This window comes from Sphingopyxis sp. JAI108, assembly GCF_013410105.1.
Classification (GTDB): domain Bacteria; phylum Pseudomonadota; class Alphaproteobacteria; order Sphingomonadales; family Sphingomonadaceae; genus Sphingopyxis; species Sphingopyxis chilensis.
The window spans coordinates 2027789-2049308 of the sequence record NZ_JACCCJ010000001.1 but is presented as its reverse complement, the minus strand read 5'-3'; the positions used below and the strand labels follow the sequence as shown (position 1 = coordinate 2049308).

The following is a 21520-nucleotide window of genomic DNA, read 5'->3' as shown; positions in this document are numbered from 1 at the left end:
CCCTTGCGGAGCCGCCCGCTGCTGATCGGCGCGACCTCGCTTATCGGTTTGGCTTGGGCGGGCGCGGTGCAGGCACAGGATGTCGCGCCGCCGAAGGTCGTGCCGACGCTCGATGCGGGCTCGGCCCAGATCGCAGCGCCTTCGCCGCCGCCACCCGAGGCGCAACTGCCGGTGGTAGAGCCGATCATCGAGGACGAAGAGTTCGAAAAATCGATCCCGCCGATCAGCGCCGAAGACGATGCCGAACTCGATCGGCCGATCGAATCGATCGCCGAATTCGAGCGGCGCCTGGCGACCGAAGCGGCCAATAAGAGGGCGGCGGACGGCTCCGACGATGCCGCGGACGCGACCGCGGAAACCCAGCCGCCGCAGGTGGACGGCGTGCCCGTTCCCGCGCTGGCCGATGGCGATGCGGCCGAAGTGATCGGTGATGCGCCGATCAGCGACAGCGAGCTCGCCGCGCCGCTGCCGCCGCTTGAAAATTTCGACGTCGAACCCGTCGAGTTCGCCGAGGCCGAAGCTGACAGCGACAATGTCGAGCTTTCCTATACGGTACAGGTCAACGGGCTGAGCGACGCCGATGACAGCACCGACGTCGATCTGGCCGATCTGTTCGGCGATCTGTCGGCGCTCTACGGCGGCGACGGCAAGGCCGACAATGCCGCTATGATCCGCGCACGCCTCTCTGCCGACGGCGAACTGATGCAGCGGATACTCGCGTCCGAGGGCTATTATGACGCGGTCGTGGATACGCGGATCGACCGCGGGGCACGCGAAGAGGGACAAGAACGCCGGCGCCGGTCGATTACCGCGGTCATCGATGTGAAGCCGGGCAAACGCTATACATTGGCGGACATCATCATCAACGCGGACCCGACCATTCCGCCTAACCTGATCGCCGACAATTTCCCGCTGAGCGTCGGCGAGCCGATCGTCGCGCAGCGTATCCAGGGCGCCGAAGCGGCGATCGCGCTCAAGCTTCCCCAGGAAGGCTATCCCTTCGCCAAGGTCGGTCAGCGCGACATATTGCTCGACGGCGCGACGGGCGACGGCGTTTACACGCTGCCGGTCGATATCGGCAAACGATCGCGCTTCGGCGGGATCGAGACGACCGGCGATCTCGCCTTCGACGCCGAGCATGTCGAGGTGCTCGCGCGCTTCAAGCGCGGCGACCTGTATGACAGCCGAATGGTTGACGACTTGAGGCAGGCGCTTGTTGCGACCGGCCTGTTCGCGACCGTCGCCGCAGAACCGCAGCCGACGGGCAAGAGCGCAGGCGACGATACCGAATATGTGACGATGCTGGTGACCCAGCAGGCCGGCCCGCCGCGCACGCTCGCCGCCAGTGCGGGCTACGGCACCGGCGAGGGTATCCGGCTGGAGGGCAGCTGGACGCACCGCAACCTGCTCCCGCCCGAAGGTGCGCTGACCTTTCGCGGCGTGCTGGGAACGCAGGAGCTAGGGATCGGTGCGACGCTGCGCCGGTCGAACGCGGGGCGCCGCGACCGCACGCTCGAACTCGTGACCGAAGTCACACGCAGCACCTATGATGCGTTCAACGCGATCACGGGCCGCGTCGGCGCGCGCGTCAGCTATGATTCGACGCCCATCTGGCAAAAGAAATTCACCTATGCCTATGGCGTCGAACTGATTGCGACGCGCGAGGATGATTATGATTTTGCGACTGGCGAACGGTCATACGACTTCTACACGATCCTCGGGTTGACCGGGCAGGTCGGGATGGACCGCACCGACAGCCTGCTCGATCCGACCAAGGGCTTTCGCATCACGAGCCTGATCCAGCCCGAAGGCTCGCTCGCCGGGCGCTTTTCACCCTATGCGCGCCTGCGCTCCGACATCAGCGGCTATTATCCGGTGACCGACAGCATCGTGCTGGCAGGACGGGTACGTGTCGGATCGATCGTCGGTGCGGCGCGCGAGCGGCTCGCCCCGTCACGGCGTTTCTATGCCGGCGGCGGCGGCTCGGTGCGCGGCTTCGGTTATCAGGAGCTTGGTCCCAAGGACCCGAACAACGACCCGATCGGTGGCCGCAGCGTGAACGAGTTGGCGGTCGAGGCACGCTATCGCTTCGGCAATTTCGGCGTCGTTGGCTTCGTCGATGCGGGGCAGGTCTATCGTTCGTCCGCGCCAACCTTCCAGAACCTGCGCTTCGGCGCCGGGATCGGGGCGCGCTATTACACCAATTTCGGCCCGATGCGCTTTGACATCGCGACGCCGATCGGACGCAAGCCGGGTGAGGCGCGCGTCAGCGTCTATGTCTCGATCGGGCAGGCCTTCTGATGGCCAAGGAGGCGCCTGCGGTAAGAGAGGAAGCCGCACCGGCGACGCGGCGGTCGTTACCGCTGGCGATCCTGCGCTGGGTCGGCCTCGGCTTGCTTGGGCTCATCCTGCTCTTTGCGCTGTTTCTCATCGGACTCAACAGCGATGCCGGGCGCCGCTTCGTCGTCACCCAGATCGAGAAATATGAATTCGAAAACGGGATGAAGATCGGCATCGGCCGGCTCGACGGCTCGCTCTACGGTCAGATGATCATTCGCGATTTCACGCTGTCCGATCCAACCGGCGTCTTCCTGCGTTCGCCCGAGCTTCGTGTCGACTGGCGCCCGGTTCGCTATCTCGCGAATCATGTCGATATCAGGTCGGCGACCGCGAAGACGCTGGTGATGGAGAAGGTCCCCGCGTTCAAGCCGGTGCCCGATACGGGCGAACCACTGCTACCCGACCTCGACATCGACGTCGGACGGCTTCGCGTCGATCGCTTTGTCTTCGAGCCCGCGGTGGCCGGCGAACGGCAGGTGGCGACGTTCAGCGGCAGGGTCGCGATCGCCGATCGGCGGGCGCAGGTCAGCGCCAACGCCGAAACGATCAGCGGTGGCGGCGGCCAGGGCGATACGCTGAAGCTGGTCCTGGACGCGGTTCCCGAACGGAACCGGCTCGCGATGACGCTCGACGTCACCGCGCCCCAGGGCGGCGTGCTCGCGGCGATGGGCGGGTTCAAGGAGCCAATGACCGCAAAGCTTGCCGGGCGCGGCGACTGGAAGGCGTGGAACGGCAATCTGACCGCCAATCTCGGCGCCGCGCCGCTCGCACGCGTCGCGCTGACGGCGCGCGACGGCACCTTTGCGGCCAAAGGAACGGCGCAAGCATCACGGCTGCTGACGGGGCCGGCGGCGGAATTGCTCGGTACTGAAACCGTCATCGACCTCACCGCGCGGCTGCAGGAGCGAAAGGCCGCGGTCGACGGCCGGATCTCGTCCGACGCGGCGCGCCTCGGGATCAGCGGCGGGCTCGACCTCGGCGGCAACCGGTTCGAGGCGCTTCAACTTGCGGTGAATATCCTGAGGCCGAGCGCAATCGCGCCCGGTGTTCGCGCCAACGGGCTGCGCGCGACGGCAAGGCTCGACGGCGAATTCGCGCTGCCGACGGTGGACTATCAGGCGAATGCCAACAGCCTCGCGGTCAACGACATCATTGTCGAGGGGCTGACGCTCGCCGGAAAGGCGCGCGTCGATGCCGATCAGATCGTGGTGCCCGTTGCGGGACGCGCGGCGAGGATTCGCGGGCTCGACACCGTCGCGGGCGGAACGCTCGAGCAAGTGCGGCTGGACGGCGATCTTGCCTATGCGGACGGACGTATCCTCAGTGACAATCTGCGCCTGCGCTCGCCGCGCATCGATGCGAAGGCGATACTGATCGCGGATTTGAACAAGGGCTTTTATACCGGCGCAATCGACGGGCGGATCAACGATTACCGCATCGAAAGCGTCGGCATCTTCGACATCAACACCGATGCCGACCTCAAGACCGCGCCGCGCGGCGGGTTCGAGATCGTCGGCAACGTTCGCGCACGCTCGACCCGATTGTTCAATTCGGGGGTCCGCGATTTCCTGGGCGGCAATGCGACCGCGTCGAGCGCCGTGCGCTACGGCACCGACGGCGTCATCCGTTTCTCGGGTCTCCGCCTGACCGCACCGCGCCTGCGCATTACCGGCGGGCGGGGGAGCTATGCGCCGAACGGCCAGATCCGGCTGACCGCGCGCGCGAATTCGACCGATTATGGCCCGGTCGGCGTCCAGCTTGCCGGGACGATCAGCGATCCGCGCGCGGTGGTAACCGCCGAGCGGCCCGGGCTCGGCATCGGGCTTTCCAACCTGGTGGCGCGGGTCAATGGGGCGCCGAACGGCTATCGCCTCGCGGCGACGGGCGACACCGACTATGGGCCGCTGTCGGCCGACGTAGTGCTGCTGATGGCGGCGGGGCCGCTGACGATCGACGTCGAACGCGGCGACCTCGCGGGCATCGGGTTCAACGGGCGTCTCGTGCAGAGCGGGGCCGGGCCGTTCACCGGACAGCTCAACGCGTCGGGACAGGGGCTCGGCGGCCTTGTCCGGCTGAGCGCGGCAGGCCAGTATCAGGCGGCGGCCATCAATGTCCGGGCGAACGACGTCGTACTTCCCGGCCCGGCGCAGCTCGCGATCGGTTCGGCGATCGTCGATGCCGATGTCACGCTCTATGACCAGCCCCATATTGTCGCCGACATCCAGATCGCCGATACGCAGATCCGCGACTATGACATCGCCGTCGGGCGGGTGAAGATTGACTATCGGAATGGCAGCGGCAAGGCCCAGGCGCTTGTCGAAGGCACCAGCGGCGTCCCCTTCCGCATTGCCGCGAACGCCGATCTGACGCCCGAGCTGTGGCGCGCGTCGGTGCAGGGGCGTGCGACGGGGATCAATTTCCGCACCGCGTCGCCCGCGCGCATCATTCCCGGCGCCGACGGATATGAATTGCTGCCGACGACGGTCAATCTTGGCCGCGGCAGCAGCGCCCGCGTCGCGGGACGCTTCGGTGACGGCATCATGGTTCAGAGCCGGCTCGAGCGGGTCAATATGGCGATCCTCAACGCCGTCTATCCCGACATGGGGCTGGGCGGCCGCGCGACCGGTAGCCTCGATTTCGAACAGGCGAATTCCGAAAGCTTCCCCCGCGCCGACGCGCGGCTGACGATCACCGGTTTCACCCGCACTACTGCGGCGTCGGTGAGCCAGCCGGTCGATGTCAATTTCGCCGGCAAGCTGCTCGCCGACGGTGGCGAGGCGCGCGCGGTGATGCGCAAGCGCGGCAGCGTCATCGGCCGGGTGCAAGCGTCGCTCCGGCCGCTCGGGCCCAGTGCGGGCGGCTGGACCGAGCGATTGATGGCCGCGCCGCTTGGCGGCGGGATCCGCTACAACGGCCCCGCCGACACGCTCTACTCTTTCTTCGGCCCCGCCGATCAGCATGTCGCGGGGCCGATCGCGGTTGCCGCTGATTTCAGTTGCAGCGTCGCCGATCCCTGCCTCGACGGCGTGGTGCGCGGCAAGGACATGACTTATGAGAACCAGACTTACGGCACCAAGCTGACGAATATCGTCGTCAATGGGCGCTTCACGGGCAACCGGCTGGAGATCGAACAGCTGACCGCGAAGGCCGGCGATGGCACGGTGCAGGCGAATGGTTTCGTCAGCCTCGCTTCGGCCGATGGCTATCCGATGAACATCGCGGCGACGCTCGACAACGCGCGCCTCGCGCGCAGCGAGAATATCGCCGCGCGGGCGACCGGGAATCTGACGCTCGAAAAGGTCGCGGGGCAGGCTGCCGTGCTGTCGGGCAGCCTTCGCCTGCCCGAAACGCGCTATCGCATCGTGCGCGAAGGCGCGGCGCAGGTGCCTGTGCTGACCGGCGTGCGGCGCAAACCGCCCGCCGGGCGGCAGCGGATCAGCGGTGACGGGCTCGCCGCGGTGGGAGGCAGCCTGTTCGACCTCCTCCGCCTCGACATCGCGCTGAAGGCGCCCGACGAAATCTATGTGTCGGGCATGGGGCTCGAATCCGAATGGAGCGCCGACATCGTGCTGCGCGGAACGACGCTGGCGCCGCAGGTGACCGGCGAAATCGAACTGGTGCGGGGCACGCTCGGCTTTGCGGGGCGCTCGTTCGAACTTCAGGAGGGAAGGGTGACCTTCCCGACCGGCGACGCGTTCGACCCCGCGATCCGCCTGATTGCCGACGACACGATCGAAACGGTGACGGTGACGGTCAGCGTGACGGGGCGCGCGAGCAATCCGCAGGTCGCCTTCTCGAGCGTTCCAGGCCTGCCGCAGGACGAGATCGTCTCGCGCATCCTGTTCGGCGATTCGATCACGACGCTCTCGCCGTTGCAGGCGGTGCAACTCGCGGCTTCGCTCAACACGCTGAGCAGCGGCGGCGGTGGATTGAGCCCGCTCGGCGCGCTCCAGTCGGCGACAGGGATCGACCGGCTGCGCGTGCTTGGTCCCGACGATACGGTCGGGCGGGGCGCGGCGCTCGCCGCCGGGCAATATATCACCAAGGATATCTATCTGGAGGTGATCACCGACGCGCGGGGCTATACCGCGACGCAGCTTGAGATCAGCCTGACGCGGGCACTGTCATTGCTCAGTCAGGCGGGCGGTTCGGGGCAGTCGAACCTCAGCATCCGATATCGCAAGGATTATTGATGCGCGCCGCCTTCCTGCTCGTGCCGCTGCTGCTCCTCGCCGCCTGCAAGGACGAGCCCGACTTCGACACGCGCTATGACAAGGCGGCAAAGGAGATCGAAGCGCGTGCCAAGGCGATGGATGCCGACATCGCCGAGGCGGAGAAGGCCGCCGCCGTATCGAAAGGCTTGCAAGGCGAGGCCAAGCCGTCTAACCCGCCCCCGTCATCTGGGGAGTAGCCAGCCGTCCTTCGGGACGGGCCGCCGCGTCAACATACTTGGTCGAGAGGCCATGGTGCGGTGGAAGCGGGAGCACCGCTTGGGCGAGACCAATGGCATCGACCTCCGTCCGGGCCGGGCGGCGGGTTAGATGTCCGTTGGAATCGCAAGCCGCCCGGCCCCGGAGTATTCATGGAAGCCCTGTTCACCTCGACCGCGATCGTCGCGCTCGCCGAAATTGGCGACAAGACGCAGCTGCTCGCGATTCTGCTCGCGACGCGTTTCAGACAGCCGCTGCCGATCATTTTGGGCATATTGGTCGCGACGCTCGCCAACCATGCGCTAGCGGCGCTGCTCGGCGCGTCGGCCGCCGCCTTTCTCGACAGCCCGGTCTTTCGCTATGCGATCGGCGCGTCGTTTATCGCGATGGCGGCGTGGACGCTGATTCCCGATTCATTCGACGACGATGAGGCCCCGAAGCCGCGTTTCGGGGCGTTCCTGACCACGCTCGTCGCCTTTTTTCTCGTCGAAATGGGCGACAAGACGCAGGTGGCGACGATCGCGCTCGGCGCGCAATATCATGACGTCGTCGCGGTCACCGGAGGGACGACGCTCGGCATGATGATCGCCAATGTGCCCGCGATTTTCCTCGGCCATGAATTGCTGAAGCGCGTCGATCTCGCGAAGGTGCGTATCGTAGCAGCCACGCTGTTCCTGGTGATCGGCATTTGGGTTCTGGCACAGACGGCGGGGTGGCTCGGCTAGTCCGAATTGCGCCCGGCGAGCGTGCGCTCGAAATTCCAACTCGACGCGCACATGGCGTCGAGATCGCGGTTCGCGGTCCAGCCGAGTTCGTGCGCAGCACGCTCGGGGCTGGCGAAGCAGCTTGCGACATCGCCGTCGCGGCGTGGCGCGATACGATAGGGGATGCTGACGCCGTTCACGCGCTCGAACGCCTTGACCATGTCGAGCACCGAATAGCCCTGGCCGGTGCCAAGGTTCCAGATCGACAGCGGATCCATGGTCTTCGAAATTGCCTCAAGCGCCGCGACATGGCCGTCGGCGAGATCGACGACATGGATATAGTCGCGCACGCCGGTGCCGTCGGGCGTGTCATAATCGTCGCCGAACACCGACAATTCGCCGAGCCGTCCGGCGGCGACGCGGCTGATGAACGGCATCAGATTGTTCGGAATGCCGTTGGGGTTCTCGCCGATCAGCCCACTGTCGTGCGCGCCGACGGGATTGAAATAGCGCAGGATTGCAATCCGCCATTCGGGGTCGGCGGCGGCGACGTCGGCGAGCATCTCTTCGATCATCAGCTTGGTGCGGCCATAGGGGTTGGTCGCCGAGGTCGGGTGGTTCTCGTCGAGCGGCAGATATTGGGGCTGGCCATAGACCGTCGCGCTCGACGAGAAGACGAGCTTCTTGGTCCCGCAATCGGCCATCGCTTCGAGCAGCGACAGGGTGCCCCGCACATTATTGTCGTAATATTTCATCGGCTCGGCGACCGATTCCCCTACCGCCTTCAGCCCCGCGAAATGGACCACCGCCTCGATCGCATGGTCCCGCAGCACTTCGCGCAAGGCTTCGCTGTCGCGGATGTCGCCGGTGACGAGTGGAACAGCATGGCCGGTGATCGCTTCGAGCCTATCCATCACCGCGGGGTCGCTGTTCGACAGATTGTCGAAGCAGATGACGCGGTGGCCCGCCAACACCAGCGGCGCCGCGACATGGCTGCCGATATAGCCGGCGCCGCCCGTCAGCAGGATATTCATGTCTCGCTTGTCTCCATTCCTATGTCGCCTCTCGGTCGAGGGACTATTCTATCGCAGTCGGCCTGCCAAATCATTGTCTCGCGTCTCGGCGTAACTTTCGCACCACCTCCCGCGAACCCATGACGATGCCATCCTCCGCATCATTCGTTTCTCAATAGGGAGATCATAATGACCAATGCACTCAAACTGTCGCTCGCCGCTTCGGCTGTCCTCGCCATGGCTGCCGGCACCGCGATCGGCGGCACCGCCGTCGCCGCCGAAGGCGCCAAGGAAAAATGCTATGGGGTCGCGCTCAAGGGCAAGAATGATTGCGCCGCCGGGCCGGGCACGAGCTGCGCCGGCACCTCGACCGTCGACTATCAGGGCAACGCCTGGAAGCATGTGCCCGCCGGCAGCTGCGTCAAGATGGGCGGCACCTTGGCCGCGCACAAGGGCAACGCCAAGCCGGTCGCCAAGAAGGGCTGACCGTCCGTGACCGCTTCCCTGCTTCCGACGCTGCCCGTGCGCGCCGGCATCGGCCTCAAGCCGCAGCATTATGCCGATGTGATGGCGGCGGCGGAGCAGGGAAGGGCGCCCGCCTGGGCCGAAGTCCACCCCCAGAATTACTTCGGCGCGGGCGGGCCGCCGCACCGCTGGCTGACCGCGATCGCCGAGCATCTGCCGATCAGCTTTCATTCGGTCGGGCTGTCGCTGGGCTCGGCGGCGGGCGCCGATCGCGACGAACTCGAGGCGCTCGCGGCGCTCTGCCGCCGCTATGCGCCGGCGATGGTCTCCGATCATTTGAGCTGGAGCAACGGGCCCGGCGACAAGTTTCCCGACCTGCTGCCGATCCCTTATAGCCAACCGGCGCTCAATCATTTCACGGCCGAAGTCGGCCGCGTGCAGGACCGGTTGCGCCGCCCCCTCCTGATCGAAAATCCCTCGCGCTACCTCGCTTATGCTGGTGACGATTGGAGCGAGGTCGATTTCCTGCACGAGCTTTGCCGGCGCAGCGGGTGCGGCTTGCTGCTCGACATCAACAATGTCGAGGTTTCGGCTTTCAATCTCGGGCTCGATCCGGTGGCATGGCTCGACGCTTTCGATCCGCGGCATGTCGGCGAAATCCACGTCGCGGGCCATGCGGTCAAGGACGACGGCATGGGCGGGACGATCGCGATCGACGACCATGGGTCGCCGGTGCGCGCGAGCTGCTGGGACTTGCTGGCGCGATTCCTGGGCCGGGCAGGTCCGAAACCCGTTCTGATCGAATGGGATACCGACGTTCCCGATTATGCGACGCTGATCGCCGAAGCTGCCAAGGCCGACGCGCTGCTGCGGGCGCCAGCCCATGCTTGAACGGCAACAGGCGGCGATCGCAGCAACCTTGCTGCGTGGTCCGGCCCATCTGCCCGCCGATCTGTTCGCGGGAGGCGACGCCGCCGTGATGCGCGGGCTTCGCGTTCATGCCAACACGATCTCACACGCGCGGCTCGTCGCGCTCGAAGAGACGTTTCCGCGCACCCGCGACTATCTGGGCGAGAGGGAATTCAACCGGCTGTCGCGCCGCTTTGTCGATGAAGGTGGGGCCGAGAACCGTTCGTTGAACGACATCGGCGCGACCTTTGCCGAACTGCTCGCCGACCCGCGCGCCGCCGACCTCGCGCGCGTCGAATGGGCTTGGCTCGAAAGCTATCACGCAGCCGATGCACTCCCGCTGGCCCTCGCCGACCTGCTCGGCCTCGGCGAAGCCGGCCTACTCAGCCTTCCGGTCCGGCTTCACCCGGCAACGCGTGTCGTGGTGCTTTCTAGCGACGCCGCGCCGTTGGTCGACCCGGCCTTTGCGTCCGATACGCGGGCGCTGCTCGTTACGCGCCCCGACGCCGAAGTCCGCCTGTTCGCGATCGAACCGGCCGCGGCAGCCGCGCTCGGCATGGCGCAAGAAATCGAGCAGATCGGTAACCTCATCGGCCATCTTGCCGAACAGCATCCGGACGGCGGCGTCGCAATCGCGGCGCTCATCGAGGCCGGGGCTTTCGAGAGGGTTTGAGCGATGAATGCGATTACGGGATTTTATGACAAGGGCGTAGCCATTGCGGGGTCGCGGCTCGCCGAAGGGGCTGCGTTGTTGCTGCTGCGCGTCGCGCTCGCGGGCGTCTTTTGGCGATCGGGGCAGACGAAGGTGATCGAGGGTAGCTTCGTCAAGATCGATCCGTCGCAATATGATCTGTTCCGCAGCGAATTTTCAGGGCTGCCGCTCGATCCCGCGATCGCAGTGCCGCTGACGGCCTTTTCCGAGCATTTTTTTCCGGCGTTGCTGCTTTTCGGGCTCGCAACGCGCTTGTCTGCGGGCGCCCTGCTCGTGATGACGCTCGTCATTCAGATTTTCGTTTTCCCCGACGCCTGGTGGCCCGTTCACTCGCTGTGGGCGGCGATGGCCGCGATCCTGATCGTGCGCGGCGGCGGGCTGTTTTCGCTCGACGCGGTGATTGCTAGGATGCGCACGAAATGAGCATCGACGAACCTTCGCTGGCGCGCTTGATGGCCGCATCGCAGCGGGGGGATCGAAGCGCCTATCGCGCGCTGCTCGTCGATTGCCGCAAATGGCTCGAACGTTATTTCGCGCGGCGGATCGCGCCGCACCATATCGACGACCTGGTGCAGGAAACGCTGGTGTCGATGCACCGCAAGCTTGCGACATGGGACAGCGGGCGGGCGTTCCTGCCCTGGCTCGCGGCGATCGCGCGTTATCGCTGGATCGACATGCTGCGCCGCCAGCGTGACGAGGCCGAACTCGGGGACAATGATGCCACGGTCGGCGCCGAGGATGAAGCGGTCCATGCGCGGCTGAGCATCGATCATCTGCTGACGCTGTTGCCGCCAAAGCAGGCGCAGGCGATCACGCTGGTCAAGATAGAAGGCGCATCGATAGCCGAGGCATCACAGATTTGCGGGCAGAGCGAGTCGCTCGTCAAAGTGAATATCCACCGCGGGCTCAAGAAGCTTGCCGAACTGATTGAAAGCGAATGAGATGAAGGACGCATCGATCGACGATCTGATCGACGACCTCGCCGGGGACTTGACGCCCGTGCGGCCACGGCGCGTCGCGCGCGGGTCCATGTGGGTCGCGGCCGGCTGGGTCGCGGGCGCCGCGGCGTTGCTGTTGATCTTCGGCTTGCGCGAGGATCTGGCGGTGCGCGGAATGCCGCCGCTTTCGATGCTCGCCTTCTGGTTGACCGCGGCGACGGGACTTGCCGCGACATGGAGCGCTCTGCGCATGGGGTTGCCGGGTGTCGGGCGCGATTATGGCGGTTGGCGCTGGGCGGTCGGCGCCTCGCTGTCGCTGCCGCTAGCGGCGCTCGTCGCGTGCATCACCGACGGCCATGCGGCGATGGAATCCGCGCGCCACGGCTTTGGCCTGCGCTGCCTCTTGCAAGGCGTGGCATCGGGTTTGGGAGTCGGCGCGGCGCTGTTCTTCTGGCTCAAGGCCGGCGCGCCGACGTCGCCGACGCGCGCGGGCTGGGTCATCGGCATCGCTGCGGGCGCAGCGGGCGCGACGATCGTCGCGCTTCATTGCGCGAGCGACGACGTCGTCCACATCGCGCTCTGGCACGGCGCAGCGGTCCTGCTCTCGGCGATTGCGGGGCGGCTGGTCCTGCCGCGTTTCCTGCGCTGGTAGGACGCGTCACGCCTTGCTTGGGATTGTTTCCTGCCGCTTCATCCATTCCTCCCGGTACCAGGCGACAAAAGCGGGTATTCCGGTGGTGATCGGGGTGGTCGGGGCAAAGCCGAGATCGCGGCTGATATCGTCGATATCCGCGGCCGTCTGGTAGACGTCGCCGTCCTGCATCGGCAGCAGGTTGATCTCCGCCCTGCGACCGCATGCCATTTCGATCGCATGGATAAGTTCGGTGAGTTGTTCGGGGCGGTTATTCCCGATGTTGTAGAGCCGGTGCGGCGTCGTGAAACCACCCGGCTTCTCGCGCTGGTCGTCTTCGGGCGGGCGATCGAGTGCCAGGACGACGCCGTTGACGATGTCGTCGATGAAGGTGAAATCGCGGAGCATGTCGCCGTGATTATAGACGTCGATCGGCCGGCCCTGGAGAACCGCTTCGGTGAATTTCCAGACCGCCATGTCGGGCCGCCCCCACGGGCCGTAAACCGTGAAAAAGCGAAGGCCGGTCTGGGGTATCCTGAAGAGATGCGCGTAGGTTTCGCTCATCAATTCGTCGGCCCGTTTCGTCGCCGCATATAACGAGATTGGCGTATCGGCGCGGTCGGCCACCCGAAAGGGCGCGTCGGCGCGCATGCCATAGACCGACGACGACGACGCATAAACCAGATGCGCGACCGACCGGTGGCGCGCCAGCTCGAGAATGTTGACGTGCCCCGCGACATTCGAGTGAATGTAAGCGGCGGGGTTTTCGAGCGAATAGCGGACGCCGGGCTGCGCGCCGAGATGGACGATCCGGTCGATCCGGTGGCTGGAAAGCGCATCAGCGAGCGCGCCGGCATCGCCAAAATCGACATCGATAAAGGTGAAAAGCTCGCCATGGTTGGCGTTGAGGTGCGCGACGCGCGCATGTTTGAGCTCGACGGAGTAATAGGGCGTCAAATTGTCGATACCGACGACGGGTTCGCCGCGGTCGAGTAAAGCCGACGCGACGTGCATTCCGATGAAGCCGGCCGCGCCGGTGATAAGCGTCGTCAAATCTCTTCCCCTTTTCGTCCGCCAGCCTTGGCAGTGCGTAGCAAGCCGATCGGTCGATTCACAGGCAAACGCGTCAGGCTGCATGCGATATTCGAGCTCGGGAGCACAAATTTCGCACGCGCTCTTACGGGTTTGTCGAAAAGCGGAAAATCATTGAAATTTGGTGAGCCCTGCTGGGTTCGAACCAGCGACCTACTGATTAAAAGTCAGTTGCTCTACCGACTGAGCTAAGGGCCCATCCGGCGCCGGGATCTTGCGGCGCGCGAAGTGAGCCGTCGCCCTAGTGCGCGGAGGCGCCCCGGTCAACCGGCTTCGGACGCGTCAGGCGTGCGGCGAGCTGGCGGATGCTCCGCCCGGTCAGCGGATGCTGCCATTCGGGGACGATCGCGCGGAGCGGGCCGAGCACAAACGCGCGGTTGGACATGGCGGGATGCGGAATCGTCAACGCCGCGTCAGACCAGACGCCCCCCGACCAGAGCAATATATCGAGATCAAGCGTGCGCGCGCTCCAGCGCTGGCCGGTGCGTCGGCCGAAGCTGGCCTCGATCTGCTGCAGCCGTTCGAGCATTTCGGGGGGACTGAGTTCCGAAGCGACGAGCGCGACGGCGTTTGCATAGCGCCGGCGCGACGGGCCGATCGGGTCGCTCGCGATGATCGGACTGGCGTCGACGGCCTCGATATCGTCGCTTTCGAGCGCGGCGAGCGCCGCCAGTAGCACCGCGCGCGGTTCGCCATAACGCGCATGGCGACGGTTCGACCCGAGCCCGATGGCATAAAGCGGAAGCGGCGTTGCGTTGCTCATGACCTCGCGCCTATCGCAGACGCATGGAAATTGACAGCCCATTGCCCGGAACCGAGCCGCCGCGCGATTGCCCGCGCTGCCCGCGGCTTGTCGCGCTGCGGCGCGAATGTCAGTCAGAGCATCCTGACTGGTGGAATGCGCCGGTCCACGCGTTCGGCGATCCCGATGCCTGGCTTGCATTCGCGGGGCTGGCGCCGGGCAAACATGGCGCGAACCGCACCGGGCGGCCATTCACCGGCGATTATGCGGGGGACCTCTTATTTGCGACGCTTGCCAAGTTCGGGCTGAGTCGGGGGCGATATGATGCGCGGCTTGACGATGGCCTGACGCTTGATGGCGCGATCATCGTCAACAGCGTGAAATGCCTGCCGCCCCAGAACAAGCCGACGCCGGTGGAAATCTCGAATTGCCGACCATTTTTCGAGACGCAACTGGCGGCCTTGCCACAGGTCCGCGTGATCATCGCGCTCGGACGGATCGCGCATGACGCGACATTACGTGCGGCCGGCGCGAGACTATCTGTTCATCGTTTCGGCCACGGAGCGGTACATAGGCTGCCCAACGGCCGGCATCTGATCGATAGCTATCATTGCTCGCGCTATAACACGAATACCGGCAGGCTGACGCCCGATATGTTTGCCGATGTCTTTCGTACCGCGCTGGCGCTCAAGGGTCAGACGAGCGGGCCGAATTCCTCGACGAGACCGCGGTAAAGCACGCGTTTGAATGGGACGATCAGTTTCTCGACCTCGTTGAGGTCCGCCCACTTCCATGCCCGGAACTCCTGATGCTTGGTGTGGATGTTGACGTCGCTGTCCTCGCCCATGAAGCGCATCAGGAACCAGTGCTGGCGCTGGCCGCGATATTTGCCGCCCCACATCTTGCCGATCAGATGGTCCGGCAGGTCGTAGAAATATTCCTCGCGGCTGCGCGCGATGATCTCGACGAGCCCGCCGTGGACGCCGGTTTCCTCACCCAGCTCGCGGATGGCCGCCGTTTCGGCGTCTTCGCCATCGTCGATGCCGCCCTGCGGCATTTGCCAGGCTTCGCTCGTCGTATCGAGTCGCTGGCCGACGAAGACGCGGCCGTCGCGGTTGGCGAGCATGACGCCGGCGCAAGGGCGGTAAGGGAGTTTGCTGTGATCGATCATGAAGCGCCGTTAGCTTCGGCGACGATCGCCTTCAATACGGTCAATGCCCCGCGAATATCTTCGCGCGCGCTCGGAATGCCCTGCGAGAGGTTGATATAGCCGTGGATCGTCCCCTTTGCCTCGCGGTAAGTCGTCGGGACGCCGGCTTCGACCAGCTTCGCCGCATAGGCGCGGCCCTGATCGCGCAGCGGATCGAGCCCCGCGGTGATCAAGAGCGTCGGCGGCAGGCCTTCGGCCGGGAAATCGAGCGGCGATGCGCGATAGTCGGCGGGGTCGGCGGCATAATGGTTGCCGAACCAGGTCATGCCGCCCTTGGTCAGCAAATGACCTTCGCCAAAATCGCGATAGCTCTGCCAGTCGTCGTGCGTCGTCACGGCGGGATAGATGGGATGGATCGCGATGACGGGTTTCGAGGCAGGCTTGTCGCGCAGCGTCAGCGCGGTCGCGATCGTCAAATTGCCGCCAGCGCTTTCGCCCGAGAGCACGAGGCCGGTGCAGGGGATATTGTCGGCAATCCAGCGCGTCGCGGCTTCGCAATCCTCAGGTGCGGCGGGGAAGGGATGCTCGGGCGCGAGGCGGTAGTCGACCGCGATCACCGGCATGTCGAGCAGGCGCGCGGCTTCCGCGCAATAGGGATCGTGGGTGTCGAGGTCGCCGATCACCCAGCCGCCGCCGTGATAGAAGACCATCACCGGTCCGGTTTCTCGGGTAGGGCGATCGTCGTAGATGCGGATGGCGATATCGCCCGCGGGGCCGGGAATCGTCCGATCCTCGACATGCGCGATGTCGCCGCGCGGGACGTCGGCGAGCTGGCCCATCACCCGGAACATCTCGCGCCCGCCTTCGGGCGGCATTTCCTCCATCTTCGGACCTTCCTGCGCGTTCAGAAAGGCAAGGAAGGCCGCCACATCGGGGCGCGTATAAGGGGTGGTGCCGTCGGTCATTCGCGTCTCTCCCTGATCGATATTTCCGCCATGCTATTCGGTATCGGCGGGCCAAATTCAATCCCGAAATGAAACCCACTTGCGCTTCGCCCTTTGCGGCGCACAATTTTTTCTCAATTGCGGCTTGTGGCGCAGAGGCCTACGCCCATGTCAGAGGTTCGCAAGATTTGAGGCAGAGGAAAACATGGCGACAGCGGTAGAGGACCGGGCCGACGGCGAGCGGCAGTCCCCCCTTTCGGATGCAGTGGTTGTTCGATTTGCCGGCGATAGCGGCGACGGGATGCAGCTGACCGGCGGTCAGTTCACCCTTTCGTCGGCGCTCGCGGGCAACGACTTCGCGACCTTCCCTGATTTCCCGGCCGAGATCCGCGCGCCGCAAGGCACGTTGTTCGGCGTGTCGGCCTTCCAGATCAATTTCGGATCCTCTGCGATCGACACCGCGGGCGACGCCCCCGACGTGCTCGTCGCGATGAACCCCGCGGCGCTCAAGACAAATGTGCCGCAGCTGAAGCCGGGCGGACTGATCATCGCCGACGAGGGCGAGTTCAACGACCGCAACCTCGCCAAGGCGAAATATGACGCGAACCCGCTCGACGACGGCAGCCTCGCCAAATGGCAGCTGCTGAAGCTCAACATCAGCCAGCTGACGATGGATGCGGTCAAGCCCTTCGGCCTTGGCAACAAGGAAGCGCTGCGCTGCAAGAATATGTGGACGCTGGGGCTGGCGCTCTGGATGTTCGATCGCGACCGCCAGCCGCTGATCGACTGGCTCAATGCGAAGTTCGCCAAGGCACCCGATCTGGCAGCGGCGAACGTCGCGGCCCTTAACGCCGGACACGCTTATGGCGAGACCGCCGAGCTTGCGGGGCCGCTCAAGCAGCATCATGTCGATCCCGCGCCGGCGGCGCCGGGCCTCTATCGTACGCTGACGGGTGCCGAGGGTGTCGCGCTCGGCCTCGTCGCCGGGGCGCAACTGGCCAAGTTGCCGATGTTCTTTGGCGGCTATCCGATCACGCCGGCGTCGGCGATCCTGCATCATCTGTCGCGGCTCAAGGAATATGACGTCACGACCTTCCAGGCCGAGGACGAAATCGCAGCCATCTGTTCGGCGATCGGCGCGAGCTATGGCGGTTCGCTTGGCGTCACTTCGTCGTCGGGTCCGGGTATCGCTTTGAAGGGCGAGGCAATGGGCCTTGCGATCATGACCGAACTGCCGCTCGTTATCGTCAATTCGCAGCGTGGCGGCCCTTCGACCGGGCTGCCGACGAAGACCGAGCAGTCCGACCTCTATCAGGCGGTCTATGGCCGCAACGGCGACGCGCCGATGCCGGTGATCGCCGCGCGCTCGCCCGGCGACGCGTTCGACTGCGCGATCGAGGCGGTACGGATCGCCGTGCAATATATGACCCCCGTGATGCTGCTGACCGACGGCTATATCGCCAACGCTGCGGAGCCGTGGGCGGTGCCCGACCTCACGACCTATGAGGCGTTCCCGGTCGAGTTCCTGACCAACGTGCCCGAAGGCGGTTTCAAGCCCTATGGCCGCGACGAAAATCTGAAGCGTCCCTGGGTGAAGCCTGGCACCCCCGGCCTGCTCCACCGCATCGGCGGTATCGAGAAGGAAGTCGACACCGGCCACATCAATTATGCGCCGGGCAACCATCAGGCGATGACCGACATCCGCAAGGACAAGATCGACCGCATCAAGGTCCCCGATCAGGTCGTCGAGCTGGGCGCCGAGGGCGGCAAGCTCGCGGTTGTCGGCTGGGGATCGACTTTCGGGCCGATCCATCAGGCGGTGCGCCGCAAGCGCGCCGAAGGTGCGGATGTCAGCCATGTTCACATTCGCCACATCTGGCCGCTGCCCGCCAATCTGGGCGAGCTGCTCAAGAGCTATGACAAGGTGATCGTGCCCGAAATGAACACGGGGCAGCTCAAGACCGTGCTGCGCGACCAGTATCTGGTCGATGCCAAGCCGGTGAACAAGGTGTCGGGCCAGCCCTTCACCATCGCGGAAATCGAAGCCGCCATCGAGGAGGCACTCAAGTGAACGAGATGACGACCATCGCGCGGACGACGACGCTCAAGGATTGGGAAACCGATCAGGAAGTCCGCTGGTGCCCCGGCTGCGGCGATTATGCGATTTTGAAGGCGGTGCAGCGCACGATGCCCGAAATCGGTACCGCGCCCGAGAATACCGTGTTCGTCAGCGGCATCGGATGTTCGTCGCGCTTCCCCTATTATATGGAAACCTATGGCTTCCATACGATCCACGGCCGCGCACCTGCCTTCGCGACGGGGCTGAAGCTCGCCAACCCCAATCTCGACATCTGGATCGTCACCGGTGACGGCGACGGGCTGTCGATCGGCGGCAATCACACGATGCACCTGATCCGCCGCAATCTCAATTGCCAGATCATGCTGTTCAACAACGAGATTTACGGGCTGACCAAGGGCCAATATTCGCCGACGAGCCGCGTTGGCACCACCAGCCCGTCGACGCCATATGGCTCGGTCGACCGCCCCGCGCAGCCCGCCGCGTTTGCGTTGGGTGCCGGATCGCGCTTCGTAGCGCGCGGCTTCGACGTGTCGAAGAAGCTGCCCGAGGTTTTGAAAGCGGCCCATGCCCACAAGGGCGCGGCCTTTATAGAGATTTTCCAGAATTGTATCGTCTATAACAAAGACGTGTTCGAGGATTTTGCGGCGCCGAAGGGCGCCGAGGATCGCCAGCTCTGGCTCGAGAATGGCGAACCGATGCTCTATGCCAAAGGCACCAAGGGCATCGCGCTCGACGGCGAAGCGCTGCACCTCAAGACCGTCGATGTCGTCGATGGCGACTGGCAGTCCGCGGGCGTAATCGTCCATGACGTCACCAACCGCAGCGTCGCGCACATGCTAGTCGAAATGCGCTTTGGCGAATTCCCTATGGCGCTCGGGGTCCTCTACGATGACCCGCGCCCGACCTTCGAGGCCGATGTCGTCCGCCAAAACCAGGCGGCGGCCGAAGGCAAGAAGGCCGACCTGCAGGGTCTGCTCAAAAAGGGGCAGACCTGGACCGTGACAGAAAGCGGGCCGGAACTCTGATCATCCATTCCGCGACATGGATAATCTGACGCACAGCCTTGTCGGCGCACTTCTCGGGCAGATGGGGCTCAAGAAGAAGACCGGCCTCGCGATGCCGACGCTGATCATCGCGGCGAACCTGCCCGATATCGACGCCGGCTGCGCGATTTACGGCATCGAGTCGCTATCGATGCGGCGCGGGATCACGCATGGGCCCATCGCGCTCGTCGTGCTGCCGATCCTCCTGTGGGCGCTTATGCTCGCTTTCGACCGCTGGCAGGAACGGCGTGGCAAGCGGCCGTCCGATCGATTGCCGATCGATAAGGGGTGGCTGCTCGCGCTCGCTTATATCGGCTGTCTCAGCCATCCCGCGCTCGACTGGCTGAACAATTACGGCATCCGCCTGCTCGAACCGTTCAGCCATCGCTGGTTCTATGGCGACAGCATCTTCATCATCGACCTGTGGATATGGGTCGCCCTCGCCGTGTCGGTCTGGCTGTCGCTCCGCCGTGAGCGGCTTGCGACGGCCGACTGGCGGCGGCCCGCTTGGATCGGCTTTGCGGTGGTGTGCGCCTATATTTTCGCGAACGGCCTGATCACCGGCGCTGCCGAACGCATGGCCTCGATCGCGCTCGACGCGGGCGGCCGGAAAGGCGCCCTCGTCGTGGCCAGCCCGCCGCCGCTGGCGTTCTGGAAACGCGACATCTTCTGGCGCACCGCCGATCGTTTCGGCACCGCGAGTTTCGTGCCCGGCGTGGGCGGACATGTCGATCTGACCGGCAGTCCGACGGGCATGGACGATTCGCGTCTCGCGACCTGGGTGAAGGCCGATCCCGCGGCTCGGGCCTTCCTCTTCTGGGCGCGGATGCCAGTCGCGCAAAAAGACAGGGACGCGATTCTGCTGCGCGACCAGCGCTTCATGCACCCGCTCGCGCAGGATCGTTTTCAAGTGCGGCTGACTGCGCCGGATACCGCCAGCGATCCCGAATGACAGCGCGCGCGTGACGTCATGGCGGTGCGCGCTTCAACCGATTGTCAGGGCGGTGTGTTTGGGGCAGGAAGGTGACAATGAACACGCATGTCAGCCCGCGCCGCGGTAAGGAACTGCTCCGCGCCGATCGCGCCTATCGCGCGGGCGGGGGCATGGCGCGGCTGATTGCCCTGGCGCCGGCGCGCCTTTTCCACCGCCTGCTCGACCGGATCGACGCGGGGCTGGCGCAGGGCACGATCGAGGGGCATCTGCCCGACGGCAGCGTGCGCTTGCTCGGCGGCCGCGGCAAGGGGCCGGTGGCGGTCGTCCACCTCCACGGCTGGGCGGCGCTGGCACGGCTTGCGCTGTCGGGGTCGGTCGGCTGGTATCGCGCGTTCGAGGCGCGCGAATGGTCGTCGCCAGATCCGGTGCCGCTGTTCGATCTGTTCATGCGCAATGGCGAGGCGCTGGGCAATGCCGGACGGGCGCGGGGGCCGTGGCGCTGGCTGAACCGCGCGATCCATTCGCTGAACCACAACGACCGTCGAGGAGCCCGGCGAAATATCCATGCCCATTATGATTTGGGTAATGATTTCTATCGCTTGTGGCTCGATCATTCCATGAACTATTCAAGTGCGCTTTTTACCGATCCGGGGCAATCGCTCGAAGATGCGCAGGCAACGAAAGTCGATGCGATCCTCGACCGGCTCGACTTGCGTTCGGGAAGCCGCCTGCTCGAAATCGGCTGTGGGTGGGGGGCGCTCGCCGAACGCGCTGTCGATCGGCATGATGTACTTTACACCGGCATCACCCTGTCGCCGGCGCAGGCCGAAATCGCCGACGCGCGGCTGAACGCGGTGGATCTGTCGGGACGCTCGCGGATCGAGCTTTGCGACTATCGCGACGTGCAGGGCCCCTATGATGCGATCGCGAGCGTCGAAATGGTCGAGGCGGTCGGCGAAGCCTATTGGCCGGCCTATCTCGACGCCATCGCCCGGCTGCTGCGTCCCGGCGGCAAGGCGGCGATCCAGTATATATCGATCAACGATGCGCTGTTCGAACGCTACGCGGCGAGCAGCGACTTCATCCAGGCTTATATCTTCCCGGGCGGCTGCCTGATTTCCGAAAGCCGCTTTCGCGCGCTGGCGGAGGCGAGGGGGCTCGCATGGCGCGACGTGCGCCGTTTCGGCGGCGATTACGCCGAGACGCTGCGCCAGTGGCGCGAACGCTTCGACGCAGCGGTCGCGGCCGATCAGCTTCCATCGGGTTTCGATGAGCGATTCATCCGGCTCTGGCGCTATTATCTGCAATATTGCGAAGGCGGCTTTCGTGGCGGCGGGATCGATGTCGCGCAAGTCACGCTCGAAAAGACGGCCTGAAAACAGGGGAGGAAGCG

20 protein-coding genes, 1 tRNA gene and 1 riboswitch are annotated in these 21520 nt (G+C 65.2%); of the genes, 15 read left to right on the top strand and 6 right to left on the bottom strand.

From position 1 onward, the window contains the following. Positions 1–3: 3 nt before the first annotated feature. The 4 genes from HDC29_RS09885 to HDC29_RS09870 all read left to right on the top strand — a co-directional run bounded on the left by HDC29_RS09885 (position 4) and on the right by HDC29_RS09870 (position 7495). A complete protein-coding gene (locus HDC29_RS09885; RefSeq protein WP_257018138.1) occupies positions 4–2301 on the top strand; it encodes an autotransporter assembly complex family protein in 2298 nt (765 codons plus the stop codon). Beyond that, positions 2301–6533: a translocation/assembly module TamB domain-containing protein gene (locus HDC29_RS09880; RefSeq protein WP_179496700.1), complete on the top strand. Its 4233-nt coding sequence runs from the start codon at positions 2301–2303 to the stop codon at positions 6531–6533. The genes HDC29_RS09885 and HDC29_RS09880 overlap by 1 nt, the downstream gene beginning before the upstream one ends. Beyond that, the gene (locus tag HDC29_RS09875; protein ID WP_179496690.1) at positions 6533–6751 is read left to right on the top strand and encodes a hypothetical protein; all 219 of its coding nucleotides are present in this window, start codon (positions 6533–6535) and stop codon (positions 6749–6751) included. Before HDC29_RS09880 ends, HDC29_RS09875 begins: the two co-directional genes overlap by 1 nt. Then, positions 6730–6908, top strand: a riboswitch (yybP-ykoY riboswitch). (Overlaps the previous gene by 22 nt.) A 14-nt stretch (positions 6909–6922) precedes the next feature. Then, positions 6923–7495 (top strand): TMEM165/GDT1 family protein, encoded by a 573-nt coding sequence (locus tag HDC29_RS09870; RefSeq protein ID WP_179496688.1) that lies wholly within the window; start codon positions 6923–6925, stop codon positions 7493–7495. Here the strand turns inward: HDC29_RS09870 and galE are convergent. Further along, positions 7492–8508, bottom strand: coding sequence for a UDP-glucose 4-epimerase GalE (gene galE / locus HDC29_RS09865; protein ID WP_179496686.1), 1017 nt, complete (start codon positions 8506–8508; stop codon positions 7492–7494). The two genes, HDC29_RS09870 and galE, sit on opposite strands and share 4 nt — an antisense overlap. A 168-nt stretch (positions 8509–8676) precedes the next feature. Between galE and HDC29_RS09860 the strand changes: the two genes are divergently transcribed. From HDC29_RS09860 to HDC29_RS09835, 6 genes are read left to right on the top strand one after another with little or no spacing between them, the layout of a single operon-like run. After that, positions 8677–8973: a DUF2282 domain-containing protein gene (locus tag HDC29_RS09860; RefSeq protein WP_037556955.1), complete on the top strand. Its 297-nt coding sequence runs from the start codon at positions 8677–8679 to the stop codon at positions 8971–8973. Positions 8974–8979: 6 nt separating this feature from the next. Continuing rightward, positions 8980–9843 carry a DUF692 domain-containing protein gene (locus HDC29_RS09855; RefSeq protein ID WP_179496684.1) on the top strand — a complete coding sequence of 288 codons (864 nt, stop codon included), beginning with the start codon at positions 8980–8982 and terminating at the stop codon, positions 9841–9843. Then, a complete protein-coding gene (locus HDC29_RS09850; RefSeq protein ID WP_179496682.1) occupies positions 9836–10534 on the top strand; it encodes a DNA-binding domain-containing protein in 699 nt (232 codons plus the stop codon). The genes HDC29_RS09855 and HDC29_RS09850 overlap by 8 nt, the downstream gene beginning before the upstream one ends. A 3-nt stretch (positions 10535–10537) precedes the next feature. Next, a complete protein-coding gene (locus HDC29_RS09845) occupies positions 10538–10996 on the top strand; it encodes a DoxX family protein (RefSeq protein WP_179496680.1) in 459 nt (152 codons plus the stop codon). Continuing rightward, a complete protein-coding gene (locus tag HDC29_RS09840; protein ID WP_179496678.1) occupies positions 10993–11514 on the top strand; it encodes a sigma-70 family RNA polymerase sigma factor in 522 nt (173 codons plus the stop codon). Before HDC29_RS09845 ends, HDC29_RS09840 begins: the two co-directional genes overlap by 4 nt. Before the next feature lies 1 nt (position 11515). Beyond that, positions 11516–12163: a DUF1109 domain-containing protein gene (locus HDC29_RS09835; RefSeq protein WP_179496676.1), complete on the top strand. Its 648-nt coding sequence runs from the start codon at positions 11516–11518 to the stop codon at positions 12161–12163. Positions 12164–12169: 6 nt separating this feature from the next. Here HDC29_RS09835 and HDC29_RS09830 read toward each other — a convergent pair whose 3' ends face one another. The 3 genes from HDC29_RS09830 to folK form a co-directional block, all read right to left on the bottom strand. After that, complete coding sequence (locus tag HDC29_RS09830) at positions 12170–13195, bottom strand: NAD-dependent epimerase/dehydratase family protein (protein WP_179496675.1); 1026 nt, start codon at positions 13193–13195, stop codon at positions 12170–12172. A 161-nt stretch (positions 13196–13356) separates the two neighbouring features. Beyond that, a tRNA-Lys gene (locus tag HDC29_RS09825) sits at positions 13357–13432 on the bottom strand. Between the two features lie 43 nt (positions 13433–13475). Continuing rightward, positions 13476–13997, bottom strand: coding sequence for a 2-amino-4-hydroxy-6-hydroxymethyldihydropteridine diphosphokinase (gene folK, locus HDC29_RS09820; RefSeq protein WP_179496673.1), 522 nt, complete (start codon positions 13995–13997; stop codon positions 13476–13478). A gap of 23 nt (positions 13998–14020) precedes the next feature. On the opposite strand from folK, the gene HDC29_RS09815 reads away from it, so the two are divergent. Beyond that, complete coding sequence (locus HDC29_RS09815; RefSeq protein ID WP_179496671.1) at positions 14021–14710, top strand: uracil-DNA glycosylase; 690 nt, start codon at positions 14021–14023, stop codon at positions 14708–14710. Here the strand turns inward: HDC29_RS09815 and HDC29_RS09810 are convergent. Beyond that, positions 14671–15147, bottom strand: a complete 477-nt coding sequence (locus HDC29_RS09810) for an RNA pyrophosphohydrolase (RefSeq protein WP_179496669.1) — start codon at positions 15145–15147, stop codon at positions 14671–14673. The genes HDC29_RS09815 and HDC29_RS09810 overlap by 40 nt on opposite strands. Beyond that, positions 15144–16091, bottom strand: coding sequence for an alpha/beta hydrolase (locus HDC29_RS09805; protein WP_179496667.1), 948 nt, complete (start codon positions 16089–16091; stop codon positions 15144–15146). The genes HDC29_RS09810 and HDC29_RS09805 overlap by 4 nt, the downstream gene beginning before the upstream one ends. Positions 16092–16275: 184 nt before the next feature. On the opposite strand from HDC29_RS09805, the gene HDC29_RS09800 reads away from it, so the two are divergent. The 4 genes from HDC29_RS09800 to HDC29_RS09785 all read left to right on the top strand — a co-directional run bounded on the left by HDC29_RS09800 (position 16276) and on the right by HDC29_RS09785 (position 21503). After that, positions 16276–18141: a 2-oxoacid:acceptor oxidoreductase subunit alpha gene (locus HDC29_RS09800; protein ID WP_179496665.1), complete on the top strand. Its 1866-nt coding sequence runs from the start codon at positions 16276–16278 to the stop codon at positions 18139–18141. Then, positions 18138–19175: a 2-oxoacid:ferredoxin oxidoreductase subunit beta gene (locus HDC29_RS09795; protein WP_179496663.1), complete on the top strand. Its 1038-nt coding sequence runs from the start codon at positions 18138–18140 to the stop codon at positions 19173–19175. The genes HDC29_RS09800 and HDC29_RS09795 overlap by 4 nt, the downstream gene beginning before the upstream one ends. A 16-nt stretch (positions 19176–19191) precedes the next feature. Next, complete coding sequence (locus HDC29_RS09790) at positions 19192–20145, top strand: metal-dependent hydrolase (RefSeq protein ID WP_179496661.1); 954 nt, start codon at positions 19192–19194, stop codon at positions 20143–20145. Positions 20146–20222: 77 nt separating this feature from the next. After that, on the top strand, positions 20223–21503 hold the full coding sequence (locus HDC29_RS09785; protein WP_179496659.1) for a cyclopropane-fatty-acyl-phospholipid synthase family protein: 1281 nt from the start codon (positions 20223–20225) through the stop codon (positions 21501–21503). The last annotated feature ends 17 nt before the right edge of the window (positions 21504–21520 follow it).